Raw genomic sequence first — 25,588 nt, 5'->3', positions numbered from 1 at the left:
TATTACGGTTAAGAGGATTATGAAAAATTTTCTTTATAGAGAAATTTTCCAAAATCTAATATGCTATCCAAAGGTGTATTGTCAAATACATCAAAAACTGTTTTTACAGATTTTTCAATCGCTATATCTGTTTTTTCAAAATCCGCTGAGGTATCATCCATCCAAAACTTAAGAAGAAATAGAAACTGTACCCAAGCACCTTCTGAAAACACCCCAGGACGGTGTTTTGTGATTTTAGAAATTTTCACACTATTGTCTTCCTCGATCAATTCTTTTGCAAAATTTCTGATTCCGGTTCGAAGTCCTTTAAGCTGTTCCAGATTTTTTAGTGGATTTTTGTCCTCATTCAAAGCAAAAAGCACATAGCTCCGATTAAGTTTAAGCATTTCAAAAAAAGTAAAAAAGAAAGAGAGCATCTTGTCTTTACTTGAAAATTCCTGATACTCCTTATTTTTGGATAATAAATTCATGGTATTCTCAAAGAATAAATCCCATATAGCTTTTTGAATTCCCGTTACAGATCCAAAATATTTATAAAATTCTTCTTCTTTTATTTTGTTTTCCTTACAAAATTTGAAAACAGATTTAGGAACAGTTTCATGTTCCAGCACAAAATTCATGTAAAAAGAAATAATATTTTCTTTAGAGGGCTTTTTTGCAGTGGTTTTAGCAGTCATAACCTTTACTATTTATGTTTAATTTTTTTAAATATTATATGAACGTTTTAATTATAATTTTTCAGATAATACCTGAATAAAAAAAGTGTGCTTTTCAGAAAAAGCACACTTTCAAACAACCTAACCAATTAATAAACAATCTGATTACAAAATCAAAAATCTTTTTCATAGCAATTGATGATTCGCAATCACAACACAAAAATACATAATGTTTAATTATTACACATATAAATTAAACATAAAATTTGTTAAAGTTTGGCTTTGCAAATTCCGGAAGAAGTTAAAGTGTCAGTTTGTCACCTACATACAGTATGGTACTTTTTTTGACATGTGTAAGTTGTAATTTAAAAAAACTAGTAAATATGGCTACAGGTAAGATTAATGTTTCAGTTGAAAACATTTTCCCATTAATTAAAAAATTCCTCTATAGCGATCACGAGATATTTTTACGCGAATTAATTTCAAATGCCACGGATGCGACGCTCAAATTAAAACACCTTAGCTCAATTGGCGAGGCAAAGTTAGAGTATGGAAATCCGATGATTGAGGTGAAGATAGATAAGGAGGGCAAAAAACTTCATATCATTGACCAAGGGATTGGTATGAGTGAGGAAGAAGTTAAAAAGTATATCAATGATATAGCGTTTTCCGGTGCAGAAGAATTCCTTGACAAATACAAGGATGCGGACAAAGACTCAGGCATTATCGGACATTTTGGTTTGGGCTTTTATTCTTCTTTTATGGTTGCCAATAAAGTTGAGATTATCACCAAGAGTTATACCGATGCACCAGCGGTACATTGGAGCTGTGATGGTTCTCCTAAATTCAATTTGAAAAAATCGAACAAAAAAGAGCACGGTACAGAAATAGTCTTGAGTATTGCTGATGATTCTACTGAATTTTTAGAGGAGAACAGGATAACTGATTTATTGCACAAGTACAATAAATTTATGCCTATTCCAATTAAATTTGGAACAAAGACAGAGACTCTTCCCAAACCTGAAGATGCGAAAGAAGATGATCCGGCTCCAACTAAAGAAGTTGACAACATAATAAATAATCCCAACCCTGCCTGGACTAAAAAGCCTGCAGATTTAAAAGATGAGGATTACAAGAATTTTTACAGGGAATTGTATCCAATGCAATTTGAAGAACCCTTATTCCATATTCATTTAAATGTGGATTACCCTTTTAATCTGACAGGCATACTTTATTTCCCAAAGCTAACTAATGATTTAAGTATTCAGAAGGACAGAATTCAGCTATATCAGAATCAGGTTTTTGTAACTGATAATGTTGAAGGAATAGTTCCTGAATTCCTTACGATGCTGAGAGGTGTAATTGACTCCCCGGATATTCCCCTGAACGTTTCCAGATCGTACCTCCAGGCAGATGGTGCAGTTAAGAAGATTTCCTCATATATAACAAGAAAGGTTGCAGATAAGCTTACAGCTTTATTCAAAAATAATCGTGAGGATTTTGAGAAAAAATGGAATGATATTAAAATAGTCATCGAATACGGAATGTTGTCCGAAGAAAAATTCTTTGAAAAAGCAGATAAATTTGCTTTGTATCCGACGGTTGATGGCGCTTATTTCACTTTTGAAGAGTTGAAGGAAAAAATTAAAGCCCTACAAACAGATAAAGATGACAAATTGGTAGTACTCTATGCATCAGATAAGGAGTCACAACATAGTTATATTGAAGCGGCCAAAGCTAAAGGTTTTGAAGTACTACTTCTTGACTCGCCTATTGTATCACATTTGATGCAAAAATTAGAAACTTCAAATGAGAAATTGTCTTTTGCCAGGGTAGATGCCGATCATTTAGATAATCTAATTAAAAAGGAAGATACACAAATAAGTAAATTGTCTGATGAAGAGAAGGAACGGCTTAAAACTAATATAGAAGAGGTAACTACAGATAAAGGTTATACTGTACAATTGGAAGCCATGGACAGTGAGGCTTCTCCTTTTATAATTACAGAGCCGGAGTTCATGAGACGTATGAAGGAAATGCAGCAAACCGGAGGTGGCGGAATGTTTGGCATGGGAAACATGCCTGAAATGTATAATTTAATAGTAAATATAAATCATCCACTGGTTAGTGAAATTCTTGGGACAAAGACAGCTAAAAAAAGAGATCGATTAATAAATCAGTCTTTGGATCTTGCCCGATTATCAAAAGGCCTGCTAAGGGGAGAAGAACTAACTAAGTTTATTAGCCGAAGTTACGAGATGATTAAATAGGTGATTTTCAAAAATTTGCAAGAAATTCATGTTCATTGAATGCTTCACGGGCACACATAGATTATCTATAGGATAATTTCCGGTGGCCCGTGAAGTTTTTTATTTTTAATTTTATATTATTTCATAGTATATGAATTATACCTGGCATTTTCTGCTAATGTCCTTAATGTATATCCTGGCAGGTATTATGCATTTTATAAAACCCAAAGCCTACCTCCGCATTATGCCCAGGTATCTTCCCAATCACCAACTTTTGGTAGCTTTAAGTGGAATTTCGGAAATAGTATTGGGAATAAGCCTGTTGTCTCCTGAACTTAAAGATCCCGCCATATATGGGATAATAGTTATGTTAGCTATTTTCCTTACTGTTCACTTTTATATGTTATCGGGAAAAAAAGCGTCTACAGGAATCCCCAGATGGATCCTACTTCTAAGAATCCCACTACAATTTGGACTTATGTATTGGGCGTATTCCTATTTGTATAGTTAAACGCTATTTTAAGCTCAGTATATTTTTATGAATGCTCAGTTTGCGGCATATCTATTTTCCAAATGCTTTTTCAAAAAAATAATCTGCACATAAATAAAAAATGTAAGTCCCATAAGTCCGTATACCAGGGTATTAGGCAAACGTAACTGTTTAAGAGTATCAAAAAAACCAATTTTGTATGAAGCCACCTGACCAATACTCGGCAGCCAACCAACGTTGAGGTCTAAATTTCCAAAAATTATGAAAGCAAACAGAAAAAGAGTAATAGCGGCTAAAACTAGCCAGCCTGTTTTTGAAATCAAGGGCTTATAATGAGTTACGTTGCTATTCTCTTTTTGAGCAACTATTTTTGACATAATACTTTGGGTAAAGCGATCAGAAGGTGTCTCAAGCCCTGCATTTTTTACAACTTTTTTCACAAAATCATCAAGCCGTTTATCTTTATTTTCTTCCATAACTATGTATAATTTCTTTTTCTAAATTATTTTCCAAAATTTTCGCTAAACGCTTTCTTCCTCTAAACAACCGCACTTTAATAGTATTAGGAGATATCCCCATAACTTTTGATATTTCATTCAATGACAGCGTTTCAAAATAATACAGGGTAATTAAAACTGAATCTTCACCGGGTAGTTTCTGAATGGCATGTTTTATTATTTCTGTTCTATCTTTTGCTTCCAGCGCATCTAAGGCATCATCTAGTGATGCAATATTATATTCTTCAGAAATATCTATTTTGGTTGTCTTAACCCGTCTCTTATTCTTATTTAAATAGTCCAAACTTCTGTAATAAGCAATCTTATACAACCAGGTAGAAAACTTAGAATCACCCTTAAAATCATTCAATGCATTATAAGCTTTTACAAAAGTATCCTGCGCTACTTCCTCAGCATCCTCCCGGTTTTTTACAATTTTATATGCCAGAGTATATACCATTTGCTTATATCGGTCTACCAATTCAGCATAGGCATTGTTTTCCCCTTTTATAACCTTATCAATAAGGTAGTCGTCCGGTTTTTGGCTCATTTGTTATATCAGACTTATAAAATAACCTCCTGGTTACATAAAATACTAAAAAAAATAGCCAATCCTGTAACCATTCTGGAAATTTGATCGTCATACCCAATGAACAAATTGTTTAATCATTAAAAACTAAATAAAATGGGAGGAGAAATTATTATAGTTGCGCTCGTATTCGGGGCAATTTTTGGGGTTTTTTATTTATATTTTTCGACACGAAATAAAGAACGCCTGGCGTTAATTGAAAAAGGTGCCGATGCAAGTATTTTTGTTAAAGGAAAACGCGGACATGCAGCCCCTTTCTGGAAAGTACTCATCCTTAATTTTTCATTATTATTGATAGGTGTGGGCTTGGCCATATTTATAGCCTCTGTATTTGTAAATGCAATGGGCTTGGATGAGGAAGTGGCATATCCGGGAACAATCTTCCTGATGGCCGGACTTGGACTTTTTGCGGGTTTTACACTTACAAAAAAGTTGGACAAAGAGGAATAAATAAGTTTATCCATTACCCTGGATAATAAGCCATCGCAAAGATATGTGATGGCTTTTTTATTTGCCAGACCAATAATTTGTTTTAAAGCGATACATTGTAGAACTTTAAGAGCGCAAAATGTTTTTAAATGGATACGGATGTTATTTCCTTAGTTCATGCCTTAGGGATATTTCAAGGATTAATTTTAGGAGTTATTCTTCTTTTTATTCACAGAAGGAATAAATCCACGTTTTTTCTTGGCCTATTTCTTATCGGGTTTGCTATTGAGTTTTTGCCAGTTATGCTTAAGGATTTTAAAATACTGGAAAATCATCCGGGATTACTTCTTCTGCCTATTAGTTTTTCATGGATTTTGTTTCCACTCTTTTTTCTTTATGTACAAAAGATCTCCATATTTGCGCATGAGAGAGTGACTTATAGGATACTGTATCCTGGAGCAATTTCCATTTTATTGCTATTTCTATTGTTTTTATTACCCGAATCAACAAAAGAATACCTGCGCGGGACTTATCTTTTCGAAATTTTTTTCGTTCTGGGGATTTCTTATTCCCTTTACATAGTAATTAGGATAAACAAATATGTTAATAATCATACGGAAGAAGTAAAAAACCAATTTGCCACGGTTAAGAACAAACAATTACAATGGACCAGGTTTTTTATTGTTTTTTGTTTAGTCCTTGTAGGAATACGAATCGGCACCTTATTTATCAAGGTCGCACCGATTTTTGAATTGCTGATAGCCTGTGCTAACTTAATACTTGTTTTCTCTATTGCCATTAGTGGAATTATCCAATATAATGTGTTTTCCGCGGTGCAGCATGCCAACCTGCCAGTAAAGCATTCAACATTACAGAAAGAAGATTCAAAAGAAAAAGTGTTAGATTTAATTAACAGGATAGATGAATACATAATTGATTCAGCTATTTATTCAAAACAAGACCTTACAGTCGTAGATATTTCGACAGCCCTTAGCGTACATCCGAGAGATGTTTCTATGGCAATTAATAAACATTATAATAAGAACTTCAATACTTATATTAATGAGTTCAGGATAAATAGGGCTCAGGAGCTCCTAAAAACTGATATTCTCAATAATTTAAGTATAGAAGGGCTTAGCCGTGAAGTTGGTTTTCATAGTAAGGCATCTTTTTATTCCGCTTTTAAAAAAGCAACAGGGACTACCCCTATGAATTATCACACCGAGGAATTAGAAAGTTAGAACATCTGAGGTGTTTGAAAAATTTACCAATTATTATTTGGCAGTGGCTTCTTCCCTTTTTCAGTATATAATTCTGAAATCAAAACTTCTTGAGAAATAAATTTTAAGTCTAAACCAAGGTTTTTATCAATATTTGCACCTCAAAATCAACAGCTGAATATGAATGTTTAATATTCACCCGGTTAGAGAAGTGTAACATAAGATTTTGAATTTAGGTAGTTCCCTTATAGGGCCAATGAATTGGCCCTATTTTTTTGTCTGATAATGTTACACACCTTAAAAATAAATGAGCATGAATCTACTAGAATTAAGTCCTGAGGGAAATTTTGAAAGTTGGGAAATAAGCAGATTAAAAGAGTTGAGAGCTGAGGAATTTTCAAAAGAACTAGGACAATCCCTGCTATATGAAAATGATGAATTCCGTTTGTGGGATATTACTCTCAAACATAAGGAAAGGCTTACTTTTAGAAGGGTTGTAAACGATTTTAGCTATACCTGCATTACCGACGGATTTGGGGTAATACATTTGGGTAATGGAAAAATCCAATTTGGTCAGTTTAAAAAAGGGGATGTCTGCTCGTTCAATATGAAGGAAAATGAAGAGCTTATTCTTGATGTCGAAAATACTGGCCTTGGAATCTTAAAATTTATTGTTACGGAATTAAAACTAAAATAATAATTCCTCTTAAGCAGCAAGTTGCTTCCTTTAGCTTTATATCAAAAGCACCCCTGAACTTCGGATTTAGATGAATTTCAAATATTCGGTTTGTATTTGATAACGGGGCGACATATCTTTAGAAGATGCAAGTGTTATCTACGAATATTGGGAATTTAACCAGAATTACCTGGAATGGAAAAGTGCTAAGTACAGGGATCTTTAAATACCCAACAAGCTCACCTTTAGTTTTAGAAAAAGAAACAGTGGTGAATGATTCTATTGCAGACCGCAGGGTACACGGAGGTATTCATAAGGCCTGTTATCTCTTTTCTGTTAAACATTATCCGTATTGGAAAAACCGCTATCCGAATCTTGAATGGAATTGGGGAATGTTTGGAGAGAACCTTAGCGTTACCGAAATGGATGAAACACAGATCAGAATAGGTGATATATATAAAATTGGCAGTGCATTGGTGCAGATATCACAACCCAGGGAACCTTGTTTTAAATTAGGGGTTCGGTTTGGTACTCAGCAGATTTTGAAAGAGTTCATTGAATATGGTTTCCCGGGGACTTATGTCAAAGTACTTGAAGAAGGTCAGGTCTCCTCAGGAGATAACCTAAGCCTTGTTAAACCTTCAGATAATTTATTAACAGTACATCAATTTTTTCAATTGCTTTATGCAAAGAAAAAAGATGAAAAAGTCTTAAAACTAGCAACAGAAAATCTCGCATTACCCGAATATAAAAGAGACCGTCTAAAAAAATATCTATAAAAAAAGGGGCCAAAAAGGCCCCCTATTTAATACTTAACCAAACAACATACTAATTAACTACAATGCTTTCATAGTATGTATTTTTACTATCCTTTACCACTACCGTGTAGTGATCTTCAATGGCGGTTTCAAAATTAAAAGCTTTTGTCACAATGCTTTCGTTCTCAATTACTTCACTAAACAAAGTGCGGTTATCACTATCATAGACTTTAATTTGCACGTCTTTGCCATCCAGGTTAAGTAAGTTAAGAAAGAGCATTGCTCCCTTTTTTCTAAATACCGGCTTGATATTCTCAATTCTCTTTAGAAGGGTCTTGTTGTTTTTTGAATCCAATTCTACAATTAAGCTTTTAGACGGACCTTCTGTCATCAAGCTTAGTTTAGGTTCTTTTGCCAAGCCTACTACTGAAGCAAACATAAAGGCAATCATTGCGGTAAATTTCAAATTTGTTTTCATAACATTTCGTTTTAGAGTTAATGAATAATTTACAGGACAAATTTACCACCTAAGCATGTCAGAGAATACAACCAGGTTTTCATATTTATATCCTATTTTAACCGAATATTAATCCTATTATAGATTATAGGTTAATATGCTACAGATTTTGGGTAATTTTACAACTATAGCCCGCAATGATTATTCCCCGGGTTTTGAAAGAGTACATTGAATATGATTTCCCGGGGGCCTATGTTAATGTACTGCAAAAAGGTCAGGCCTCTTCAGGAGATAACCTAAGCCTTGTTAAACCTTCAGATAATTTATTAACCTCGCATCAATTATGTCAATTGCTTTATGCAAAGAAAAAAGATGAAAAAATCTTAAGGCTGTTAATATAAAATCTTGCGCTTCAAGAATATAAATGTGAACGTCTAAAAAAATATTCGTAAAAAAAAGGGGCCAACAAGGCCCCTTTTTAAACTAAACTAAAGAACATACTAATTAACTACAATGTCTTCATAATAAGTATTTTCACCATCCTTTACTACTATAGTATAGCGGTCTTTATGAGCTGTTTCAAAATTAAAGGCCTTAGATACTATATTTTCGTTCTCAACTACTTCACTAAACAAAGTGCGGTTATCACTATCGAAAACTTTGATTTCTACATCTTTACTATCCAGATTAAGTAAATTAAGATAGAGTTTAGCGCCGATTTTCCTGAATATAGGTTTGTTATTTTCAATTCTTCTCAGAATTTTTACTTCCTCGTTCTCAACCCTTATTGTATAAGTTAAGGTCCTTAGGGAATCGTCCAATTCAAATAAATAAGAACCGTTCTCAAGTTTATCCAGGTCAAACTTCTTGGTATAAGAATTTACTGATATTTTCTCCGAAAATATAATATTCTGATTTTCATCAATTATCTTGAGAATAGTCTTGTTGTTTTTTGAATCTAATGCAACAATTAAGCTTTTGGATTGACCTTCCGTCATCAAGCTTACTTTAGGTTCTTTTGCCAAGCCTACTACTGTAATAAACATAAAGGCAATCATTGCGGTAAATTTCAAATTTGTTTTCATAACATTTCGTTTTAGAGTTAATGAATAATTTACAGGACAAACTTACCACCAAAGCATTTCAGGAAATACATCCAGGTTTTCTAATTTATATCCTATTTTAACCGCATATTAACACATTTTTAATATACAGGTTAATATTGCACATATATTGGGTAATTTTGCAACAAAAGACTAAAACGGGGTTGAGTAATTTTATCTTATCAATCATCAAAAAAAAAATGAAAAAGTACAAACCGGCTTTTGAAGCTATTGCCCCTAATTTTGGGCATTCATATACGTATCAAAAATTTGATTCCTCAAAGAATAACAAAGACAATTTGTGGCACTACCATCCTGAAATAGAATTAGTCTATGTTAACGGAGGAGCAGGAAAACGCCAGATTGGAAGTCACATTTCATGTTATACTGATGGTGATTTAATCTTAATTGGAAGTAATTTACCTCATTGTGGATTTACTGATAAGTTTACAGGGAATAAAAGTGAAATTGTTATACAAATGAAAGCGGACTTTTTGGGTAATTCTTTTTTTAATATTCCAGAAATGAGACAAACCCAGACTTTGTTCGAAATTGCAAGGGGTGGCGTTGCTTTTGGTGGTGAAACCAAAAATATAGTTGGTGAAAAACTGGAAAATCTGGAAAATGAATCAGATTTTGAACAGTTGTTATCCATTTTGTCCATATTAAATGAACTGGCAAATTCTCAGGATTTTAAGGTTTTGAATGCGGAAGGATTCTCGTTTAAAACAGATATTGAGGATAACGACCGAATAAATATCGTTTTTAATCATGTGAGAAATAATTTCAAAGAAGAAGTAACCCTTTCTGAAATTGCAGATAGGGCCGGAATGACGGTTCCTTCCTTCTGCCGATATTTCAAAAAAATAACAAACAAAACCTTTATTCAATTTGTTAATGAATATCGCCTGGTGCACGCATCAAAATTACTTGCTGAACAGCCTATGAGCATTACAGACATTTGTTTTGAAAGCGGCTTTAATAATTTTTCGCACTTTAATAAATCTTTTAAGGCATTTACCGGTCAAAACCCTTCTGAATACCGAAACAGGTTAAAAAAAGTGGTCCAATAATAGATTAAAACTTTTGAAACAATTAAAATTACATCTACCTGATAGCGATATCACATATTTCTCCAATTTCCTGGACTATGAGAATGCCAGTACCTATTTCGAATTGCTAAAATCTTCAGTACCATGGCGTCAGGATGAAATAAGAGTTTATGGTAAATTATACCATCAGCCCCGGTTAACGGCACTATATGGAAATAATAATCGATCTTATTCCTATTCAGGTATTGTTATGAATCCTCTGCCATTTAATGAAACCTTATTAGATATTAGGAAAAAAATATCAAAGTTGACACCCGTTGAATTTTCAAGCTGTCTTTTAAATCTCTATAGAGATGGAAAAGACAGTAATGGCTGGCATTCAGATGATGAAGAGGAATTAGGTAAGAATCCGGTAATAGCGTCAGTATCTCTGGGCCAGGAGCGCTATTTCCACCTAAGGCATAGGAAATTAAAGGACTTAAAACATAAAATCCTTCTTGAGCATGGAAGTCTGCTTCTAATGAGTGGCCAAACACAACATAACTGGCACCATCAAATACCCAAAACAACCAGGCCAATTGGGGAAAGAATTAACCTGACCTTTAGAGTTATCCAATAAAAAAATCGACTTATATAAGTCGATTTTTTTATACCATTTACTGCAGAGTTGAATACTATCTTTAACACTTTGGTATACTATGCTAATTTCCTCATACACAACCTTATTAGTATAACTTGCAAAATGAATTAAAAGACATAAAACATCGCTTAATTTCCTATTTATTAGGCAAATTACCATTCTAATTATCCAATTCTATATGGCTTAACTAAAAATGTCATTTAATACCTGAGCTAAACGGAGTCCACCTTTTTGTAATTGTTTTTCTACGGTGTTCCAATATTTATAACTGTAAGAATAGCCTAACTTTTCTCCTTTCCCAACTGAGGAATATATTTCATTTACCAATTCCTGTGATTCCTTCACCCATTCCAGAACTGTACCTTTTTTTATTTCCCTTATTTGTTCTTTATTTAGGACCGATAATTTTTTTGATAGTTCGGTATAACTCATACCATAATCATTAATCATATTTGAATCCCAAACCCTATGCAAGTTACTGCCTTTCCCAAACCACTGCAGTTGAATGTCATTACCTCCTTTATCTTCTGCCCGCCCTACATGCATGGGTTGATGCAAATCACCAATTAAATGAATAAGCATTTTTAAATAGAAGATTCTGTCCGGCTCAGTACTATTTTCATTTTTTAGTATTACAATACATTTTTGAATTCCGGTAACCAAATCGCCATTTGGGTTTGGTTCCACCTCTGAATAATTCTTGTCCAACGGTATATTTACATAATGCCAGGCTGAGAAATTTTTAAAGGCCCTGTCCGACTTAATTATATCAGCATAATTGGAAACTGCTGCCAGGCTTTGTCCGTGTAGTAATTTTGAAACCGCGCGTTTAGTTTTTCCGTTCAAATGCCCCATTGCTACCTCTCCAACTACCCTGTGCCCGGTTTTGGACCAGAAATTAGAATTTCCCATTACTAAATGGGCACTCAAAAGACATAACAAAACAATACTCCTCATAGCTGAATTTTTTTCAAAATTAAAGAATAGGGCATTAATCTATTGTTAAGGCATGTACTATTTTAATTAATTTATATCATCTTGCACCAATAAATCCATAAAAGTGATTTTTAAAAAGATAAACCCTCCCCTTTTGAGGTATGCTCTGATCGTAATGGTCATGATTATATCGATGACCATAATTTTTGTGCTGAGTATTTATTTTGGCGCCTGGGGAGAACTTCCAGACAAGAAATCATTAGCAGAATTTCAACACCCAAGAGCTTCAGAAGTATACACCGCAGATAGCGTTCTGATTGGAAAGTATTACCTCAATGACAGACAACCTATATCTTATGAAAATATTCCAAAGCATTTAATAAATGCACTTATAGCTATTGAAGATGAACGTTTTTATGATCATTCGGGAATAGATTACAGAAGTTTATTCCGTGTTGCCTTAAAAACGGTTTTATTGCAAAATAAAGCCTCAGGCGGTGGCAGTACCATTAGCCAGCAGTTAGCCAAAAATCTTTATCCCAGAAAAAGAACGGGAACGTTCTATTTGACCATTGATAAAATTAAAGAAATGATTGTTGCTTCCAGACTTGAAGCAATTTATAGTAAGGAAGAGGTTTTACAGCAATATTTAAACACAGTTTCTTTTGGTGACAATACTTTTGGTATAGAAAGTGCTGCCTTAAAATTCTTTGGTAAAAGCGCCCATTCACTAAATATTGAGGAAGCGGCTGTTCTTATAGGAATGCTTAAAGCCACCTACACCTATAATCCAAGAGTTTTTCCTAAAAATAGTCTCCTAAGAAGAAACCTGGTATTGAGTGCCATGGCAGACGAAGGCTTTATTAAAACAGAAGAAAAAGATAGCCTGGTATCTCTGCCGTTGATAATAAATTATAAGAATTTTGACCATAATCAGGGATTGGCTCCATATTTTAGAGAAGAAGTTCGAAAGCAAATCCTCAACTGGTGTAAAACTCAAAATAAACAGGGAAATTCTTATAATATTTATACCTCAGGGCTTAAAATATATACTACTCTCGATTATAAAATGCAGGTCTTAGCAGAAGAAGCTATGAAAACTCATATGAAAGCACTTCAAAAAAGTTTTGAGAAGAGTTATGGTAATTCTGCCCCTTGGCTCACTAATAAAGAATTAATTCTTAAAACGGTGAAGAAATCAATAGCTTATAAAAATCTTATAGAAAAGGGGTTGAATGAGGAACAAGCCCTGGATACCTTAAGACAGAAGAAATTAATGACTCTTATTTCATGGGAAGGGGAAAAAGAACTCGAAAAAAGTTCAATAGACAGCGTTAAGCATTACATGAAATTTCTAAACACCGGTTCTATTTCAATAGATCCCGGTACTGGCGCTGTAAAGACGTGGATAGGCGGAATTGATTATAAAGTTTTTAAATATGATCATATTTCTCAGAGCAGAAGACAGGTAGGGTCTACATTTAAACCCATAGTATATACTGCAGCATTGGAAAATGGAATTGCGCCATGCACTTATTTTTCTGCAGAAGAAGTTGTATATAAAAACATGGAGGGCTGGTCCCCATCCAATTCGGGGAACAAAGATGAGCCCTTTATGAATTATTCCATGAAACAGGCATTGAGTAATTCAGTAAATACTGTGGCCGTAAAAGTGTTGGAAAAAACAGGAATACCGAATGTGCTGGAACAGGCTAAAAAAATGGGAATTACGGCAGATTTACCAAGTTTACCATCATTAGCACTTGGTGCAGGTGAAATAGGTGTAGAAGAAATGGCAGGGGCATATGCCAGTTATGTAAATAACGGGAAAGCTGTTAAAACCATTTTGATAAGTAGCATACATAATTACAAAGATTCTATCCTTGATACTTTTGTGCCAACAGTTTCTTCCGTTCAAGCATTTAGTAAAGAAAACCGGCAGATTATGCTGGAATTTATGAAAGCTGCCATTAACGAAGGAACAGGAGCCCGAATACGCAATACTTACGGTTTAAAAAATGATATTGCAGGCAAGACTGGAACAACCCAGAATAATAAAGATGCCTGGTTTGTCGCCCTTACTCCCAAAATAATTCATGTTACATGGGTGGGTTTAGACAATCACGAAATTGGTTTTAAAAACACTTCGCTTGGTCAGGGGGCTAGTGCGGCATTGCCTATTTTTGCTCTTTGGATGCAAAAATTAAATAGTGATACATCCTATAATTACATAACCAGGGCAAAGTTTATTAAACCGGATGCTGCGGTTATTTCAATGCTTGATTGCGAACCTGTAAAACGAGATGGTTTCTTTAAAAGACTTTTTAAAAATCCCAAAAAGAAGAAAACCAAAAATTTTAAGCAGTAAAATTAGCATCACAGATATAAATCAAAAAAAATAAAACTTTGATACTAATTTGACAGAATATAACTGTAATTTTATGTTTTTATACCACATTAAAATATCATCAGTAATCCATAAATAACTAAACGTACTACCTGGGGAAATGTCGTTCACAATGCAACTCAGGTCGTTTACAGAAATGGAATTGTCCACAAAATAAAAAGGAAGATATTTGTATCCTATTTTCTATTAAAAACGATTTTAAAAATTGTCTAGACTTTTTATGATGTCTAATCCATATTTAAGGGTGAAAACGTTTGTTTTTTTAACCTTATTTCTTAGTTCGATAGCATTTTACGCACAAAGTAATAATGCTATTTACTACGGTCAGAATGAAACCAGGTCTTTTATTGTTAAAAAAATCAACAAGACTATTGTACCCGATGGGGTTTTAGATGAACCCATATGGGAAACAGCGAATAGCGCTAATAATTTTTGGGAATATTTTCCTTTAGATTCCATTCAGGCCAGACAACAGACAGATATTAAAATGCTTTATGATGATAAAAACCTTTATATAGGAATTACGGTATATGCTTTGGGTAAGGATTATGCCATTCAATCCTTAAAAAGAGATTATCGGGCCGGGAACAGCGATAATATTAGCTTACTTTTTGATACTTTTAGTGATGGTACAAACGCCTTTTTATTTGGTATTAACCCTTATGGGGTGCGCAGAGAAGGCCTTATTTCCGGAGGAGGCCAGGACTCCAGGAATTTTACTACAACATGGGATGTAAAGTGGAAAGGAGATTCAAAGGTTTATAACAGCTGGTATACTTCAGAAATGGTTATTCCGCTCACTTCATTTAAGTTTAAAGAAGGAGAAACAAAATGGAAGTTTAACAGTTACCGGTTTGACAGTCAATCTAACGAAACCAGTACCTGGATAAATATTCCCCAAAACCAAAGAGTATTTGGTCTAGGCTTTATGGGTGATATGGTTTTTGAGAAACCCCTGGGGAAGTCCAGAACTCCTCTAGCTCTCATCCCCTATGTAAATGGAAGTGCACTTCAGGATTTTGAGGAAGGCGATAATACGAATAAACTTTCTGTTGGTGGTGATGCAAAAGTTTCAATTGGCAATAGCATGAATCTGGATATTACCGTAAACCCGGATTTTTCTCAGGTCGAAGTAGATGATCAGGTCACAAATCTTACGCGATTTGAAATTTCACTACCGGAAAAAAGACAGTTCTTTATAGATAATAATGACCTTTTCGGGAGTTTTGGTGATTCAAGGGATGCAAATCCTTTTTTTTCCAGAAGGATAGGTATTGCACAGGATACTGCAGATAATACTATCGAAAACAGGATCATTGGTGGCGTTCGATTAAGTGGGAAATTGACTAAAGACTTCAGGTTGGGTTTTCTAAATATTCAAACCGCAGCGGATGAAGAGAACGAAATCCCTTCTAATAACAATATGATGCTGGCCCTGCAACAGAAAGTTTTTGCAAGGTCAAACATTGGTCTATTCTTTATTAACAGGCAATCTTTTAAAGATTACGATTTTGTTCTACCGGAGGATAAATACAATCGAGTTCTAGGACTGGATTACAATCTTATTTCACAGGATAATGTATGGAGTGGAAAATTCTTTTTTCAAAAGTCATTTCAACCGGAGAGTAACGGTAAAGATTTAGCCACCGGCGCGCGCCTGGAATACAACTCTAGGAATTACAAGGCTTCAGGTAAATTGGTATATGTGGGCGAAGATTTCAGATCAGATTTGGGTTTTGTAAGGCGTACGGATATTTTAAAAAGCTTTGTTCAACTTGAACGTGTGTTTTGGCCAAGTAATAGTTTTATCCAAAATCATTCTTTCCAGTTCTTTCCTATTTTTATATGGAGCCCAAGCATGGATTTTAAGAATACTGACAATGAATTCAGAGGTCAGTGGGAAGCCAGGTTAAAGGATCAGTCCAGGTTCAGCGCGGAATTCTCGAATATATATACTTTCTTAATCGATGATTTTGATCCAACAGATACAGAAGGCGCTATACCTTTACCAGGGAATCAAGGATATCACTATAACAGCGTGAAAGCTGAGTTTAACTCCGACAGTAGAAAAATATTCTCTTATTCCGTCGAACCATCTATTGGTCGTTTTTTTAATGGTGACCGTTTTTCTTTTCAGGGAGGAATGACTTTCCGTTTCCAGCCTAAAGTATTTCTTTCCATGTTCATGAGGTACGATAAAATTAAATTACCAGACCCCTACCCCAGTGCAGATATTTGGTTAATAAGTCCAAAAATTGAAGTCACCTTTAGCAAATCAATATTTTGGTCAACCTTAATTCAATATAGTAATCAACGAGACAATTTTGGCATTAATTCCAGATTGCAATGGCGTTTTGCTCCACTTTCTGATCTTTTTCTTGTTTATAATGATAATTATTTTGTGGATGGTTTTGCACCAAAGACAAGATCTATTAATCTAAAAATAACTTATTGGTTGAATATTTAGGTTCATTTTTAGTGTGATTAGCCCCACCTATTTTCATTATATTTGAAAGCTTTACACCATTAAATAGGCTTCCATGAACCATTTACCAATAACTGAGGACACCGTAATTTTTGGATTGTTATGTCTCTGTCTTGGATTTGTATTTTACACTTCTTCCATTAAAACCGGATTTTGGAAAAAATTCTATACAATTGTTCCAACTCTTTTAATGTGCTACTTACTGCCAGCAATATTAACCAGTTCGGGACTTATTACTGAAGAAAATTCAAAGCTGTATTATATTGCCAGCAGGTATTTACTGCCAGCGGCATTGGTGCTCATGACATTAAGTATTGATCTTCAAGCGATACTAAATCTCGGTTCCAAAGCACTTATTATGTTCTTAACAGGAACTGCCGGTATTATTGTAGGTGGCCCGATTGCCATTTTAATAGTTTCCATCTTTTCTCCTGAAACGGTAGGCGGAAATGATTTTGATGCGGTATGGAGAGGTTTATCTACAATTGCGGGAAGCTGGATTGGCGGTGGGGCAAACCAGGCAGCCATGCTTGAAGTTTTTGCTTATAACCCCAAAAAATTCGGGGACATGGTATTGATAGATATTGTTGTAGCTAATATTTGGATGGCCATAATCCTTCTGGGGATTGGAAAGTCTGACAGGATTGATAAGTGGTTAAAGGCTGATACATCTTCTATTGAAACCCTTAAAACAAAAGTTTCGGAATATACCGCAAAAATTACGAGGGTTACAACGCTTCATGACTATATAATTATGTTGAGTTTGGCATTTACTGCAGTTGGTATTGCTCATTTTAGCGGTTTCCATTTTTCAGAATTCTTACAAGATAATTTTGAAGTTATCCGGAATAAGCAAAAAGCCCTTTCTTCACTGGGTTCAGAATTTTTATGGATGGTTGTTTTTGCTACAACCATTGGTATAGTCCTGTCCTTCACAAAGGCTAAAAATTACGAAGGAGCCGGTGCAAGTAAAATCGGAGGATTATTTATCTATATCCTTGTGGCAACCATTGGGATGAAAATGGATTTAGGAAGCTTTTTAGACAAACCAGGTTTGATTGCAGTAGGTCTAATCTGGATTTCCATACACGCGGGGTTATTAATTCTTGTAGCTAAAATTATTAGAGCTCCTTATTTTTTCCTGGCTGTAGGTAGTCAGGCTAATGTAGGTGGAGCGGCATCTGCACCAATCGTGGCAGCAGAGTTTCACCCTTCGCTCACCTCTGTAGGTATTCTGCTAGCTGTTTTGGGTTATGTTGTAGGTACTGCCGGTGCATATATATGTGGTCTGCTAATGGAAATTGCTTCAAAAGTTTAAATTTCCAATAAACTTTAATGATATTTGCGGCAGAAATAAAATACTATGAGGAACGTAATAATTACTTTAATAAGCTTTGCCATATTAGCCTCTTGCGGAACTAAGGATACCGAAAATACGATGACCGTTACCGGTAAGGTAAAAGGATTAAAAAAAGGCACGCTTTATCTTCAGCATATACCGGATACTTCTCTTGTAGTAATAGATTCTCTGAAAATTGAAGGTGATGGTAACTTCACGTTTAAAACTGAACTGGACAGTCCTGAAATTTTTTATTTATACCTTAATAAAAAGGACAATAATGATATAAATGACAGGATTACTTTTTTTGGTGAGCCCGGTATAATTACTATTAATACAAATTGGAATACATTCGATACCAAGGCTAAAATTGAAGGTTCTGAAAGTCATAAGAAACTTGAAGAATACAGGAAAGTCATGTCCCGTTTTAACACAACAAATCTGGAAATTATGAGGGCCGTCTATGACCCTGAGACCCCTAAAGATTCCTTAACTCAAGATTCCATTCAAAAAGCAAGTGACAGGAACTTGCGCAGGGGTTATCTCTTTGCTCTAAATTTTGCTCTTAATAACAAAGAATCTCATATTGCCCCATATATAGCCTTAAAAGAAGTTCCAGACGCAAACAAAATTTACCTTGATTCTATTAATAATTCACTAAGTCCGGAAGTAGCCAATGGTAAATACGGCAGGGCCCTTCAAGAATATCTGGAAGAGGAAAAAAATAAATAATACAATAGGAAAAGACTTACGGTAATTTATTAAGTTTATCTACCAGTGCTCTGGCTTTTTCTTCCAGTTCCTTGCGTACGTTCTTTAAGTGTTCCTTTTTATTGTCCACACCTTTTATATTTACTTTTGAAATTAAATCATCAAAAGTAGCTATCGCACCATCAATAATCTCTGACCCTTCTTTAGAACCTGGTTTGTCATTGGAAGCCTCAACAATATAAACCGCTTCAATAATATCTCCTAATACGTAATTTATATCTTTTTTTAATTCTCTAATATTTGCCATCGCTCAAAATTTTGTGTAAAAGTACACTTTTTCAAATAGTAATTTCCAGAAGTTTGGCTCGTTCAGAATTCAAAAGAATTTGGCTGGTAATAGCGGGTACCAAAACGGTCTCCCCTTTTTTAATTGAGATTGATCCAAAATCGTTAGCTATTTTGACATCCCCATCAAGACACATATATATGGTAAAGGAATCCCGATCAGAAACATCGAACCTGACGTTTTTATTTAAACTGATAAAGTTGATTCTAAAATAGGGGCAGTTTACCATTGGGTTGGAAACGTTTGTATCTTGCTGATAGCTAACTTTAAAGTCGTTTTGCCTAACGTAACTAATTGCGTCAATGGACAATTCTGTATGTAATTCCCTTAGATTTCCCTGAGCATCTTTTCGATTATAGTCATACACCCTGTAAGTTTGGTCAGAAGTTTGTTGTATTTCTGCTATTAATACCCCTGCTCCTATTGCGTGTATTTTACCCGCACTTATAAAATAAGCGTCACCTTCTTTTACATTTTCATAATTTAATAAGTCTGTTAAAGTGTCATTCTTCAGACTTTCAACATAAGTTTCCTTAGAAATATCTTCTTCAAATCCAATTATTAGCTCGGAATCTTTATCGGCATCCATTATATACCACATTTCGGTTTTACCAAAAGAATTATGACGCTTTCTTGCAAGTTCATCATTAGGATGCAACTGAATGGAAAGATCTTTTTGAGCATCAATGAATTTAATCAGGATTGGGAATTCTTTTCCAAAACGTTCCAAAACACTTTTTCCAAGTATCTCTTCAGGAAATCGATTAATTAAATCTGTCAGTGTAGTTCCTTTAAAAGATCCATTGGCAACAATCGAAACATCTCCCGTTACTCCGGATAATTCCCAGCTTTCTCCAATAAGATCACTTTCCAATTCTTTACCTAATAATCTGCCTAGTTTTGTACCTCCCCAAAGACGTTCTTTAAGTATAGGATAAAATTTTAATGGATATAGATTCATTTCGAATTCAACTTCTTAAGTGCATCCAAGGCCTTTTTCATGTGTTGTGAGGCATTAACACTATTAAATACCATGAGTATCACTCCTTCCTTACTTACCACATAAGTTTCCCTGCCCGGAAGTAAATTGAACAACTTACTCTCAACTTTAAACAAAGCACGTACTTTCTTATGTTTATCGGCCAAAAGTTTGAATGGTAAGCGATATTTCGAAGCAAATTTACGATGTGTATTCTCAGAATCAGAACTGATGCCAATGACAAGCGCTCCAAGTTCGGTGAACTCCTCATAACTGTCTCTGAAAGAACATACTTCTAATGTACAACCAGGAGTGTAATCTTTTGGATAAAAGAAAATTACAAAGGGTTTCTTCCCTACTATATCATTGCTATTAAATAACTTGCCATCCTGATCAGGTAGCGCAAATTGCGGAATGAGTTGCCCAACTTTCAGACCCATGACTTAGCCATTATAAGTAACGAAATTGCGAGGTGTTTCAAAAAGAATAACTTCCAGCTCCTTGTTTGAATCTAAATGAGGCCTTAATTTATTGTAGATAAAAATAACTATATTCTCTGCAGTTGGATTTAATGTCCTAAACTCCGGGACTTCAACATTTAGATTCTTGTGGTCCAAAGCTTCTTCTATCTCAGACTTGATCAAATCTTTCAGAATTTTCATATCTATGACAAAACCGGTCTCAGGATCAATTTCCCCGGTCACACTAACTACTAATTCATAGTTATGTCCATGAAAATTGGGGTTATTGCATTTGCCAAAAACTGCATTATTCTTATTATCATCCCAATCTTTACGGTACAAGCGGTGTGCAGCATTAAAATGAGCCTTACGGCTGACTTTTACTTTCATATTACCTGATGGTTTTTAACAAGATGATCGTAAAACTTTTCAAATATTATTTTAAACCAAACTGTGTATTCATTGGGGTTGTCCGAAATATCTTGTTTAATCTTTGCTGGACTCATCCATTTCCAATCTGCCACTTCCTCCTTATTTATAACTGGTGGGTCTTCATAATATCCAATCATAACATGGTCAAGCTCGTGTTCCGTTAAACCATTGTCAAAAGGAGCTTTATAAATAAACCAGAAAAGTTCTTTTAAATCTGCTTTAAAACCCATTTCCTCCTGTAGCCGCCTTTTACCAGCTTCTAAACTAGTCTCGCCCTGACGTTGATGACTACAACAGGTATTGGTCCACAACAATGGAGAATGATATTTATGTTGCGCCCTTTGCTGTAGCATGGTCTCACCATTTTTATTCATAATAAAAACTGAAAAAGCTCTATGCAGTACTGCCTTTTCATGAGCCTCCATTTTAGGCATTAAACCAATCTCTTCATCTAGTTGATTTACGAGAATAACATTTTCCTCTTTTTTATTTCCCATCTTGCAAAAGTAGCATCTTTATGCAATATTCAGGGTTAAGAGTATCAAAAAAATTGATAAAGTTAAGTAACTATATAAGAGATAATTCTAGAAGAAGCGTGGAGACTTTAAGTTTCCTTTGACTTTAATAAATTCATATCTCAGAATTATTTCAAAGGAACCATTATTAAAAGTGGCCTGTCCCAATTCTGTAATTTCTCTGTCATAAGCTACGCCTATTAAAAATGAAGGAGACACCTGAAAACCTACCAGTGCACTAAACGCAGCATCCCATCTGTAAGCGAGCCCCATTATGAGTTTATCATTGTACATAAAATTTGCGGATAAATCTACTCCCAAAGGCGCACCCTGTACTGCTTTGAGCAACAGGGCAGGTTTAAATTTCCAAAATGCACTCATATCAAAAACATAACCTGTAATAAGATAGAAATTCATTTGTTCCTTGGCTGTTGAAAGCGAGGATTCATCAAAATGAGAAGTTTCCAAAATTCTGGGAACAGATAACCCCGCATAAAACCTATCTGTATGATAATATACTCCACCGCCTATATTGGGTGAGAACCTATTAGTAATATCCTCCTGTAATGTAGGGTCCGGTCCACCGGGGTTTGTTACATCCTGGTTTAACTCAGAAAATCTGATATCTAACAAACTTGCGCTTGCTTTTAATCCAAAACTTAAGCGAGATTCCTTAGCCAGTTGTATAGTGTACGAAAAGTCGAGATCAAAAAACGTTTCTGATGTAGGTCCTATTTGGTCGTTTACAATAGATACCCCAAGACCAACGCCTCTATATCCCAATGGTGTATGCATATTGAAAGTTTGGGTTTTTGGCGCTCCATCCAAACCTACCCATTGAGACCTATATAATCCTGCTATACTCATATGGCCCCTGGAACCGGCATATGCCGGATTAACACTCACCGTATTGTACATATACTGGGTATATTGCGCATCCTGCTGAGCATTAAGAATTCCGGTTAATAGAACAACCAGAAGACTAGATATGGTTATCAGGCTTCTTTGCAAATGACTTTTTTGTGTTAATTTCAGCATTGGTTTATCTATTAATGTATATATATCCGGATAGTGATTTCTGCATTCCATCTTCATTTTCATAATCAAGGATATAGAAATATGTGCCTACAGGAAGTTTGTTATCCACATCTACAGTTGCTCTGCCTTGAGATGTACCATCAAAGACATTACCTTGTGTATTATAGGCATTTGTAGCATAAACCTGTACGCCCCATCTATTATAAATTCGTATCGTATTATTTGGGAAATCTTCAAGCCCTCTAATGCTCAAAACATCATGAATACCATCGCCATTAGGGGTTACTACATTAAATACCTCAATATCCTCTTCGCTCGCATTAGGTTCTAAATAATCCGGAATACCGTCTGCATCCATATCATCATTAGCAAAATCTCCGTCCCCATTAGTATCCTCAGATGCAGTGGGTATAAGGTCATTGTCATCATCAGTATCCCTATAATCAGATTCGGAATCACCATCTGTGTTTGGCAACATATCAAATGGATCATCAATTTCATCGTTGACATCGTCATCTATAGCTGTATAACCCTCATAGCCGTCATCCAGGCCATCATTATCCTTATCAGAACCTATAAATACTGCTTCAGGAATCCCATTATTATCCAAATCATGCCCCTCAATACTATCCGGAACATTGTCATTGTCACTATCGGTATCAACATAATCCGGAAAACCATCACCATCTGTATCTACAGGAAGTATTCCCAATCCACCACCATTCTCATATACATCATCGAGCCCGTTATTATTGGCATCTATACCGCTAGGTGCTGTGTAGTCTGCGGTTGATTGCGCTTCTACGTTGTCCGGAATACCATCATCATCACTATCTATATCGAGATAATCTGCTATGCCGTCACTATCCGTATCTGTTGGATTTGTTGAAGGGTCATTGTCCCCGTCTAAATTTAAATCTTCAAAACTGTCCACTATACCATCGTTGTCTGTATCAAGGTCTACACCAATGGGGTTTACCAGAATGGTAACTGTTGCAGTACTGCAATTGGATAAACTATCGCAAAGGGTATAGGTAAAGGAATCCGTCCCAATAAAACCGGGACTAGGAGTATATGTGATATTATCATCCGAAGGATCTCCCGGAGTACCATTATTATTGATTACAGCTGTGCCATCAGCGGGACTCGTATTTGTGAGGGTCCCTACTGTAGGAATATCGTTGTCATTGGCTAAAATGTCTATATCAACAGCAATATCTTCTATAGTGGCTATAGAATCAGGTAATGCATCTACTATAGGCAACACATCTACAGTAACTGTTGCTGTACTACAATCTCCCGTGGTATTACAGACGGTATAATCAAATGAATCGGGGCCGTTGTAATCCGGATTTGGTGTATAGTTAACAATATCATCTGTTGGATCATTCGGAGACCCATTGTTATTAATACTAACTGAACCATTAGCAGGATTCGTAGTTGTCAAAGTTCCTATTGTAGGGAGATCGCTGTCATTGTCATAAATTGGCACAAGGATGGAAGTATCTTCATCGAGCGTAATAAAGTCGTCTACCAAAGTGGCTGCCTGTTGCAGACATACCACTGTAAAACCAGGCAGATCAATTGAATTACCTGCTTTATTTACTGTGGCTACATAACGAACGACCGAAGTTGTTGAAGTCACCACGGGCTGTAATTGATTCCCAGAAACAGCAGGGGTCCAGCTGACGGTTGCACTGCCATTAATATTTGCCGTAATATCCATAGTAACCTGGTTATCAGGAGCAGTACAATCAGTCAAAATAAAATATCCTGTCGCATTAGAACCACATAGTGTTCCGTCATAAGTAGCAAAGTAAACACCCGGAGTGCTGGTTTCATAAAAGAAATCAGTACTTAAAACCGTTGAAGTATCTGATGCTTCATACCATCTAAAATTAGTTTCATCACCACTGTTGGGTGCCTGAAGCAAAAACTGGGCATTGGATGCACTAATCCCCAGTAATGTAAAAACAATACTGAGGACTAGTAGATTATATCTGTTGTTAGTCTTCAAACTTATCAGTGGCTTTTATGTTTTTTTATTTAACAACAAACACAACGTTGATTAATGAATTATAATCGGCAGGTTGGCCTATTATTTCATAGGATAATACCCCACTGGCATTTATTGTCATTGCACCGGGATTTGTATTAAATACAGTTGGATCGGCATAGGTTACATAATAATATAAATCTGTTGCAGCATAGGTTGGAACTGCTGCAGGTGCACCGGTACTTGCCACAGTTGGAGTCCCAAATTGAGCAATATACTGTGCATATAAATCAACATTGAATGATCCGTTGGTGGAAGCATCTACCGCTATTGAAGGCGGATAAAATATCCGTGCTGCTTTGGCCGTAATAGGTGCTATATCCTGTATTACATCTTCTACTGTTGCTTCCGTATTTCCGTCTCCATCCACATCAACAGGTGCATCAGAATTTACTTCCGAAGCAAGCTGGTCGTCTGTTCCTAAACTTGTAAGGGGTACAGAAAGTGTACTGTTACTATCTGTGATTTCCAGGTTGCCTGCATTTACTGCAAAAGCTGTATTGACTTCGTTGGTTATACTTGCATCCGCATCATCTACATTTAGATTCAATGTATTTCCGTTTTCTATTTGAATATTACCAGCCGCTCCGCTGGTTGATAAAATCTGATCGTCTGTACCTAAAAGAGTAGAAAGATCCACGGTCGTAGAACTACCATTCTCAATATCTATCTGAAGACTGTTTCCTGTTAAGGTAGCTCCGGTTAGGTTCTGATCGTCCGTACCTGAATCGTTTAAGGCAGATAAATCTACCGTCTGTGAAGTACCGTCTTCAATACCTACAGTAAGTATGTTTCCGGCCAATCCTAAACTCTCTATATTCTGGTCGTCTGTACCTGAATCGTTTAAGGCGGATAAATCTACCGTCTGTGAAGTACCGTCTTCAATACCTACAGTAAGTATGTTTCCGGCCAATCCTAAATTCTCTATATTCTGGTCGTCGGTACCTGCATCATCTAAATGAGACAAGTCTACAGTCTGACTGGTACCATCCTCTATGCCTACCGTTAATACGTTAGTTGAGGTATTCACACCCAGGCTTGCAATATTCTGATCGTCCGTACCAACA

27 protein-coding genes are annotated in these 25,588 nt (G+C 35.5%); 13 read left to right on the top strand and 14 right to left on the bottom strand.

All coding sequences use genetic code 11. The features are described from left to right. Positions 1-17 precede the first annotated feature (17 nt). Entirely contained in the window at positions 18-677 is a 660-nt protein-coding gene (locus WBM60_RS09525; protein ID WP_424283009.1) for a TetR family transcriptional regulator C-terminal domain-containing protein, read from the bottom strand. A 362-nt stretch (positions 678-1,039) separates the two neighbouring features. On the opposite strand from WBM60_RS09525, the gene htpG reads away from it, so the two are divergent. Both htpG and WBM60_RS09515 read left to right on the top strand, forming a co-directional pair. Beyond that, positions 1,040-2,926 carry a molecular chaperone HtpG gene (htpG, locus tag WBM60_RS09520; protein WP_424283008.1) on the top strand — a complete coding sequence of 629 codons (1,887 nt, stop codon included), beginning with the start codon at positions 1,040-1,042 and terminating at the stop codon, positions 2,924-2,926. Positions 2,927-3,056: 130 nt separating this feature from the next. After that, positions 3,057-3,416, top strand: a complete 360-nt coding sequence (locus tag WBM60_RS09515) for a DoxX family protein (RefSeq protein ID WP_424283007.1) — start codon at positions 3,057-3,059, stop codon at positions 3,414-3,416. A gap of 35 nt (positions 3,417-3,451) precedes the next feature. Here WBM60_RS09515 and WBM60_RS09510 read toward each other — a convergent pair whose 3' ends face one another. After that, positions 3,452-3,871, bottom strand: coding sequence for a hypothetical protein (locus WBM60_RS09510; RefSeq protein ID WP_424264282.1), 420 nt, complete (start codon positions 3,869-3,871; stop codon positions 3,452-3,454). Continuing rightward, positions 3,858-4,442: an RNA polymerase sigma factor gene (locus tag WBM60_RS09505; RefSeq protein ID WP_424283006.1), complete on the bottom strand. Its 585-nt coding sequence runs from the start codon at positions 4,440-4,442 to the stop codon at positions 3,858-3,860. Before WBM60_RS09505 ends, WBM60_RS09510 begins: the two co-directional genes overlap by 14 nt. Positions 4,443-4,577: 135 nt before the next feature. Between WBM60_RS09505 and WBM60_RS09500 the strand changes: the two genes are divergently transcribed. The 4 genes from WBM60_RS09500 to WBM60_RS09485 all read left to right on the top strand — a co-directional run bounded on the left by WBM60_RS09500 (position 4,578) and on the right by WBM60_RS09485 (position 7,585). Continuing rightward, complete coding sequence (locus tag WBM60_RS09500; RefSeq protein WP_299163945.1) at positions 4,578-4,931, top strand: DUF6249 domain-containing protein; 354 nt, start codon at positions 4,578-4,580, stop codon at positions 4,929-4,931. A 128-nt stretch (positions 4,932-5,059) separates the two neighbouring features. Beyond that, positions 5,060-6,151 carry a helix-turn-helix domain-containing protein gene (locus WBM60_RS09495; RefSeq protein ID WP_424277263.1) on the top strand — a complete coding sequence of 364 codons (1,092 nt, stop codon included), beginning with the start codon at positions 5,060-5,062 and terminating at the stop codon, positions 6,149-6,151. Positions 6,152-6,443: 292 nt separating this feature from the next. After that, complete coding sequence (locus WBM60_RS09490) at positions 6,444-6,827, top strand: hypothetical protein (RefSeq protein WP_424264276.1); 384 nt, start codon at positions 6,444-6,446, stop codon at positions 6,825-6,827. A 125-nt stretch (positions 6,828-6,952) separates the two neighbouring features. Continuing rightward, positions 6,953-7,585, top strand: a complete 633-nt coding sequence (locus WBM60_RS09485) for an MOSC domain-containing protein (protein ID WP_424264274.1) — start codon at positions 6,953-6,955, stop codon at positions 7,583-7,585. Between the two features lie 49 nt (positions 7,586-7,634). Here the strand turns inward: WBM60_RS09485 and WBM60_RS09480 are convergent, their stop codons facing one another. Next, the gene (locus tag WBM60_RS09480; protein ID WP_424276812.1) at positions 7,635-8,042 is read right to left on the bottom strand and encodes a hypothetical protein; all 408 of its coding nucleotides are present in this window, start codon (positions 8,040-8,042) and stop codon (positions 7,635-7,637) included. A 194-nt stretch (positions 8,043-8,236) separates the two neighbouring features. Between WBM60_RS09480 and WBM60_RS09475 the strand changes: the two genes are divergently transcribed. Next, the gene (locus WBM60_RS09475) at positions 8,237-8,422 is read left to right on the top strand and encodes a hypothetical protein (protein ID WP_424283005.1); all 186 of its coding nucleotides are present in this window, start codon (positions 8,237-8,239) and stop codon (positions 8,420-8,422) included. 99 nt (positions 8,423-8,521) lie between these two features. Here WBM60_RS09475 and WBM60_RS09470 read toward each other — a convergent pair whose 3' ends face one another. After that, entirely contained in the window at positions 8,522-9,106 is a 585-nt protein-coding gene (locus WBM60_RS09470; protein ID WP_424259717.1) for a hypothetical protein, read from the bottom strand. Positions 9,107-9,324: 218 nt separating this feature from the next. Here WBM60_RS09470 and WBM60_RS09465 point away from each other — a divergent pair, with 218 nt between their 5' ends. Next, positions 9,325-10,197 (top strand): AraC family transcriptional regulator, encoded by an 873-nt coding sequence (locus tag WBM60_RS09465; RefSeq protein ID WP_424259718.1) that lies wholly within the window; start codon positions 9,325-9,327, stop codon positions 10,195-10,197. A 13-nt stretch (positions 10,198-10,210) separates the two neighbouring features. Then, the gene (locus WBM60_RS09460) at positions 10,211-10,795 is read left to right on the top strand and encodes an alpha-ketoglutarate-dependent dioxygenase AlkB family protein (protein WP_424259719.1); all 585 of its coding nucleotides are present in this window, start codon (positions 10,211-10,213) and stop codon (positions 10,793-10,795) included. 204 nt (positions 10,796-10,999) lie between these two features. Here the strand turns inward: WBM60_RS09460 and WBM60_RS09455 are convergent, their stop codons facing one another. Beyond that, on the bottom strand, positions 11,000-11,773 hold the full coding sequence (locus WBM60_RS09455) for a S1/P1 nuclease (RefSeq protein ID WP_424283004.1): 774 nt from the start codon (positions 11,771-11,773) through the stop codon (positions 11,000-11,002). Between the two features lie 103 nt (positions 11,774-11,876). Here WBM60_RS09455 and WBM60_RS09450 point away from each other — a divergent pair, with 103 nt between their 5' ends. From WBM60_RS09450 to WBM60_RS09435, 4 genes are all read left to right on the top strand, one after another. Continuing rightward, positions 11,877-14,120: a transglycosylase domain-containing protein gene (locus WBM60_RS09450; RefSeq protein WP_424283003.1), complete on the top strand. Its 2,244-nt coding sequence runs from the start codon at positions 11,877-11,879 to the stop codon at positions 14,118-14,120. 283 nt (positions 14,121-14,403) lie between these two features. Beyond that, positions 14,404-16,626, top strand: coding sequence for a DUF5916 domain-containing protein (locus tag WBM60_RS09445; RefSeq protein WP_424259321.1), 2,223 nt, complete (start codon positions 14,404-14,406; stop codon positions 16,624-16,626). 73 nt (positions 16,627-16,699) lie between these two features. After that, positions 16,700-17,962, top strand: coding sequence for a DUF819 domain-containing protein (locus WBM60_RS09440; RefSeq protein ID WP_424277151.1), 1,263 nt, complete (start codon positions 16,700-16,702; stop codon positions 17,960-17,962). A gap of 45 nt (positions 17,963-18,007) precedes the next feature. After that, entirely contained in the window at positions 18,008-18,715 is a 708-nt protein-coding gene (locus tag WBM60_RS09435; RefSeq protein ID WP_424259319.1) for a DUF4369 domain-containing protein, read from the top strand. A gap of 16 nt (positions 18,716-18,731) precedes the next feature. Here WBM60_RS09435 and WBM60_RS09430 read toward each other — a convergent pair whose 3' ends face one another. The 8 genes from WBM60_RS09430 to WBM60_RS09395 form a co-directional block, all read right to left on the bottom strand. Then, complete coding sequence (locus WBM60_RS09430) at positions 18,732-19,001, bottom strand: hypothetical protein (RefSeq protein WP_299163958.1); 270 nt, start codon at positions 18,999-19,001, stop codon at positions 18,732-18,734. A gap of 31 nt (positions 19,002-19,032) precedes the next feature. Continuing rightward, positions 19,033-20,001, bottom strand: a complete 969-nt coding sequence (locus WBM60_RS09425; protein WP_424277150.1) for a type I phosphomannose isomerase catalytic subunit — start codon at positions 19,999-20,001, stop codon at positions 19,033-19,035. Further along, positions 19,998-20,459 carry a peroxiredoxin gene (locus tag WBM60_RS09420; RefSeq protein WP_424277149.1) on the bottom strand — a complete coding sequence of 154 codons (462 nt, stop codon included), beginning with the start codon at positions 20,457-20,459 and terminating at the stop codon, positions 19,998-20,000. The genes WBM60_RS09425 and WBM60_RS09420 overlap by 4 nt, the downstream gene beginning before the upstream one ends. Positions 20,460-20,462: 3 nt before the next feature. Further along, entirely contained in the window at positions 20,463-20,870 is a 408-nt protein-coding gene (locus WBM60_RS09415) for a 6-pyruvoyl trahydropterin synthase family protein (RefSeq protein WP_424259316.1), read from the bottom strand. Beyond that, complete coding sequence (gene idi, locus WBM60_RS09410; RefSeq protein ID WP_424259315.1) at positions 20,867-21,409, bottom strand: isopentenyl-diphosphate Delta-isomerase; 543 nt, start codon at positions 21,407-21,409, stop codon at positions 20,867-20,869. The genes WBM60_RS09415 and idi overlap by 4 nt, the downstream gene beginning before the upstream one ends. A gap of 87 nt (positions 21,410-21,496) precedes the next feature. Continuing rightward, the gene (locus WBM60_RS09405) at positions 21,497-22,465 is read right to left on the bottom strand and encodes a PorP/SprF family type IX secretion system membrane protein (RefSeq protein WP_424259314.1); all 969 of its coding nucleotides are present in this window, start codon (positions 22,463-22,465) and stop codon (positions 21,497-21,499) included. Between the two features lie 4 nt (positions 22,466-22,469). Beyond that, positions 22,470-24,482, bottom strand: coding sequence for an Ig-like domain-containing protein (locus tag WBM60_RS09400; protein WP_424278819.1), 2,013 nt, complete (start codon positions 24,480-24,482; stop codon positions 22,470-22,472). A 25-nt stretch (positions 24,483-24,507) separates the two neighbouring features. Next, the coding region (locus tag WBM60_RS09395) for a hypothetical protein (protein ID WP_424283002.1) at positions 24,508-25,588 on the bottom strand (1,081 nt) is incomplete at its 5' end.

The sequence above is a fragment of the Eudoraea sp. genome, from assembly GCF_049669105.1.
In the GTDB taxonomy this organism is placed as follows: domain Bacteria; phylum Bacteroidota; class Bacteroidia; order Flavobacteriales; family Flavobacteriaceae; genus Eudoraea.
The sequence above is the reverse complement of the archived record's forward strand: the minus strand, read 5'-3'. Positions and strand labels throughout refer to the sequence as shown.

What these genes read in the sequence shown, in the direction of transcription:
- WBM60_RS09440 (WP_424277151.1), top strand. Translation starts at nt 16,700, where the DNA reads ATGAACCATTTACCAATAACTGAGGACACCGTAATTTTTGGATTGTTA.
- WBM60_RS09415 (WP_424259316.1), bottom strand. Translation starts at nt 20,870, where the DNA reads ATGAAAGTAAAAGTCAGCCGTAAGGCTCATTTTAATGCTGCACACCGC.
- WBM60_RS09490 (WP_424264276.1), top strand. Translation starts at nt 6,444, where the DNA reads ATGAATCTACTAGAATTAAGTCCTGAGGGAAATTTTGAAAGTTGGGAA.
- htpG (WP_424283008.1), top strand. Translation starts at nt 1,040, where the DNA reads ATGGCTACAGGTAAGATTAATGTTTCAGTTGAAAACATTTTCCCATTA.
- WBM60_RS09455 (WP_424283004.1), bottom strand. Translation starts at nt 11,773, where the DNA reads ATGAGGAGTATTGTTTTGTTATGTCTTTTGAGTGCCCATTTAGTAATG.
- WBM60_RS09505 (WP_424283006.1), bottom strand. Translation starts at nt 4,442, where the DNA reads ATGAGCCAAAAACCGGACGACTACCTTATTGATAAGGTTATAAAAGGG.
- WBM60_RS09515 (WP_424283007.1), top strand. Translation starts at nt 3,057, where the DNA reads ATGAATTATACCTGGCATTTTCTGCTAATGTCCTTAATGTATATCCTG.
- WBM60_RS09435 (WP_424259319.1), top strand. Translation starts at nt 18,008, where the DNA reads ATGAGGAACGTAATAATTACTTTAATAAGCTTTGCCATATTAGCCTCT.
- WBM60_RS09500 (WP_299163945.1), top strand. Translation starts at nt 4,578, where the DNA reads ATGGGAGGAGAAATTATTATAGTTGCGCTCGTATTCGGGGCAATTTTT.
- WBM60_RS09525 (WP_424283009.1), bottom strand. Translation starts at nt 677, where the DNA reads ATGACTGCTAAAACCACTGCAAAAAAGCCCTCTAAAGAAAATATTATT.
- WBM60_RS09510 (WP_424264282.1), bottom strand. Translation starts at nt 3,871, where the DNA reads ATGGAAGAAAATAAAGATAAACGGCTTGATGATTTTGTGAAAAAAGTT.
- WBM60_RS09495 (WP_424277263.1), top strand. Translation starts at nt 5,060, where the DNA reads ATGGATACGGATGTTATTTCCTTAGTTCATGCCTTAGGGATATTTCAA.
- WBM60_RS09465 (WP_424259718.1), top strand. Translation starts at nt 9,325, where the DNA reads ATGAAAAAGTACAAACCGGCTTTTGAAGCTATTGCCCCTAATTTTGGG.
- WBM60_RS09480 (WP_424276812.1), bottom strand. Translation starts at nt 8,042, where the DNA reads ATGAAAACAAATTTGAAATTTACCGCAATGATTGCCTTTATGTTTGCT.
- WBM60_RS09485 (WP_424264274.1), top strand. Translation starts at nt 6,953, where the DNA reads ATGCAAGTGTTATCTACGAATATTGGGAATTTAACCAGAATTACCTGG.
- WBM60_RS09430 (WP_299163958.1), bottom strand. Translation starts at nt 19,001, where the DNA reads ATGGCAAATATTAGAGAATTAAAAAAAGATATAAATTACGTATTAGGA.
- WBM60_RS09425 (WP_424277150.1), bottom strand. Translation starts at nt 20,001, where the DNA reads ATGAATCTATATCCATTAAAATTTTATCCTATACTTAAAGAACGTCTT.
- WBM60_RS09470 (WP_424259717.1), bottom strand. Translation starts at nt 9,106, where the DNA reads ATGAAAACAAATTTGAAATTTACCGCAATGATTGCCTTTATGTTTATT.
- WBM60_RS09420 (WP_424277149.1), bottom strand. Translation starts at nt 20,459, where the DNA reads ATGGGTCTGAAAGTTGGGCAACTCATTCCGCAATTTGCGCTACCTGAT.
- WBM60_RS09405 (WP_424259314.1), bottom strand. Translation starts at nt 22,465, where the DNA reads ATGCTGAAATTAACACAAAAAAGTCATTTGCAAAGAAGCCTGATAACC.
- idi (WP_424259315.1), bottom strand. Translation starts at nt 21,409, where the DNA reads ATGGGAAATAAAAAAGAGGAAAATGTTATTCTCGTAAATCAACTAGAT.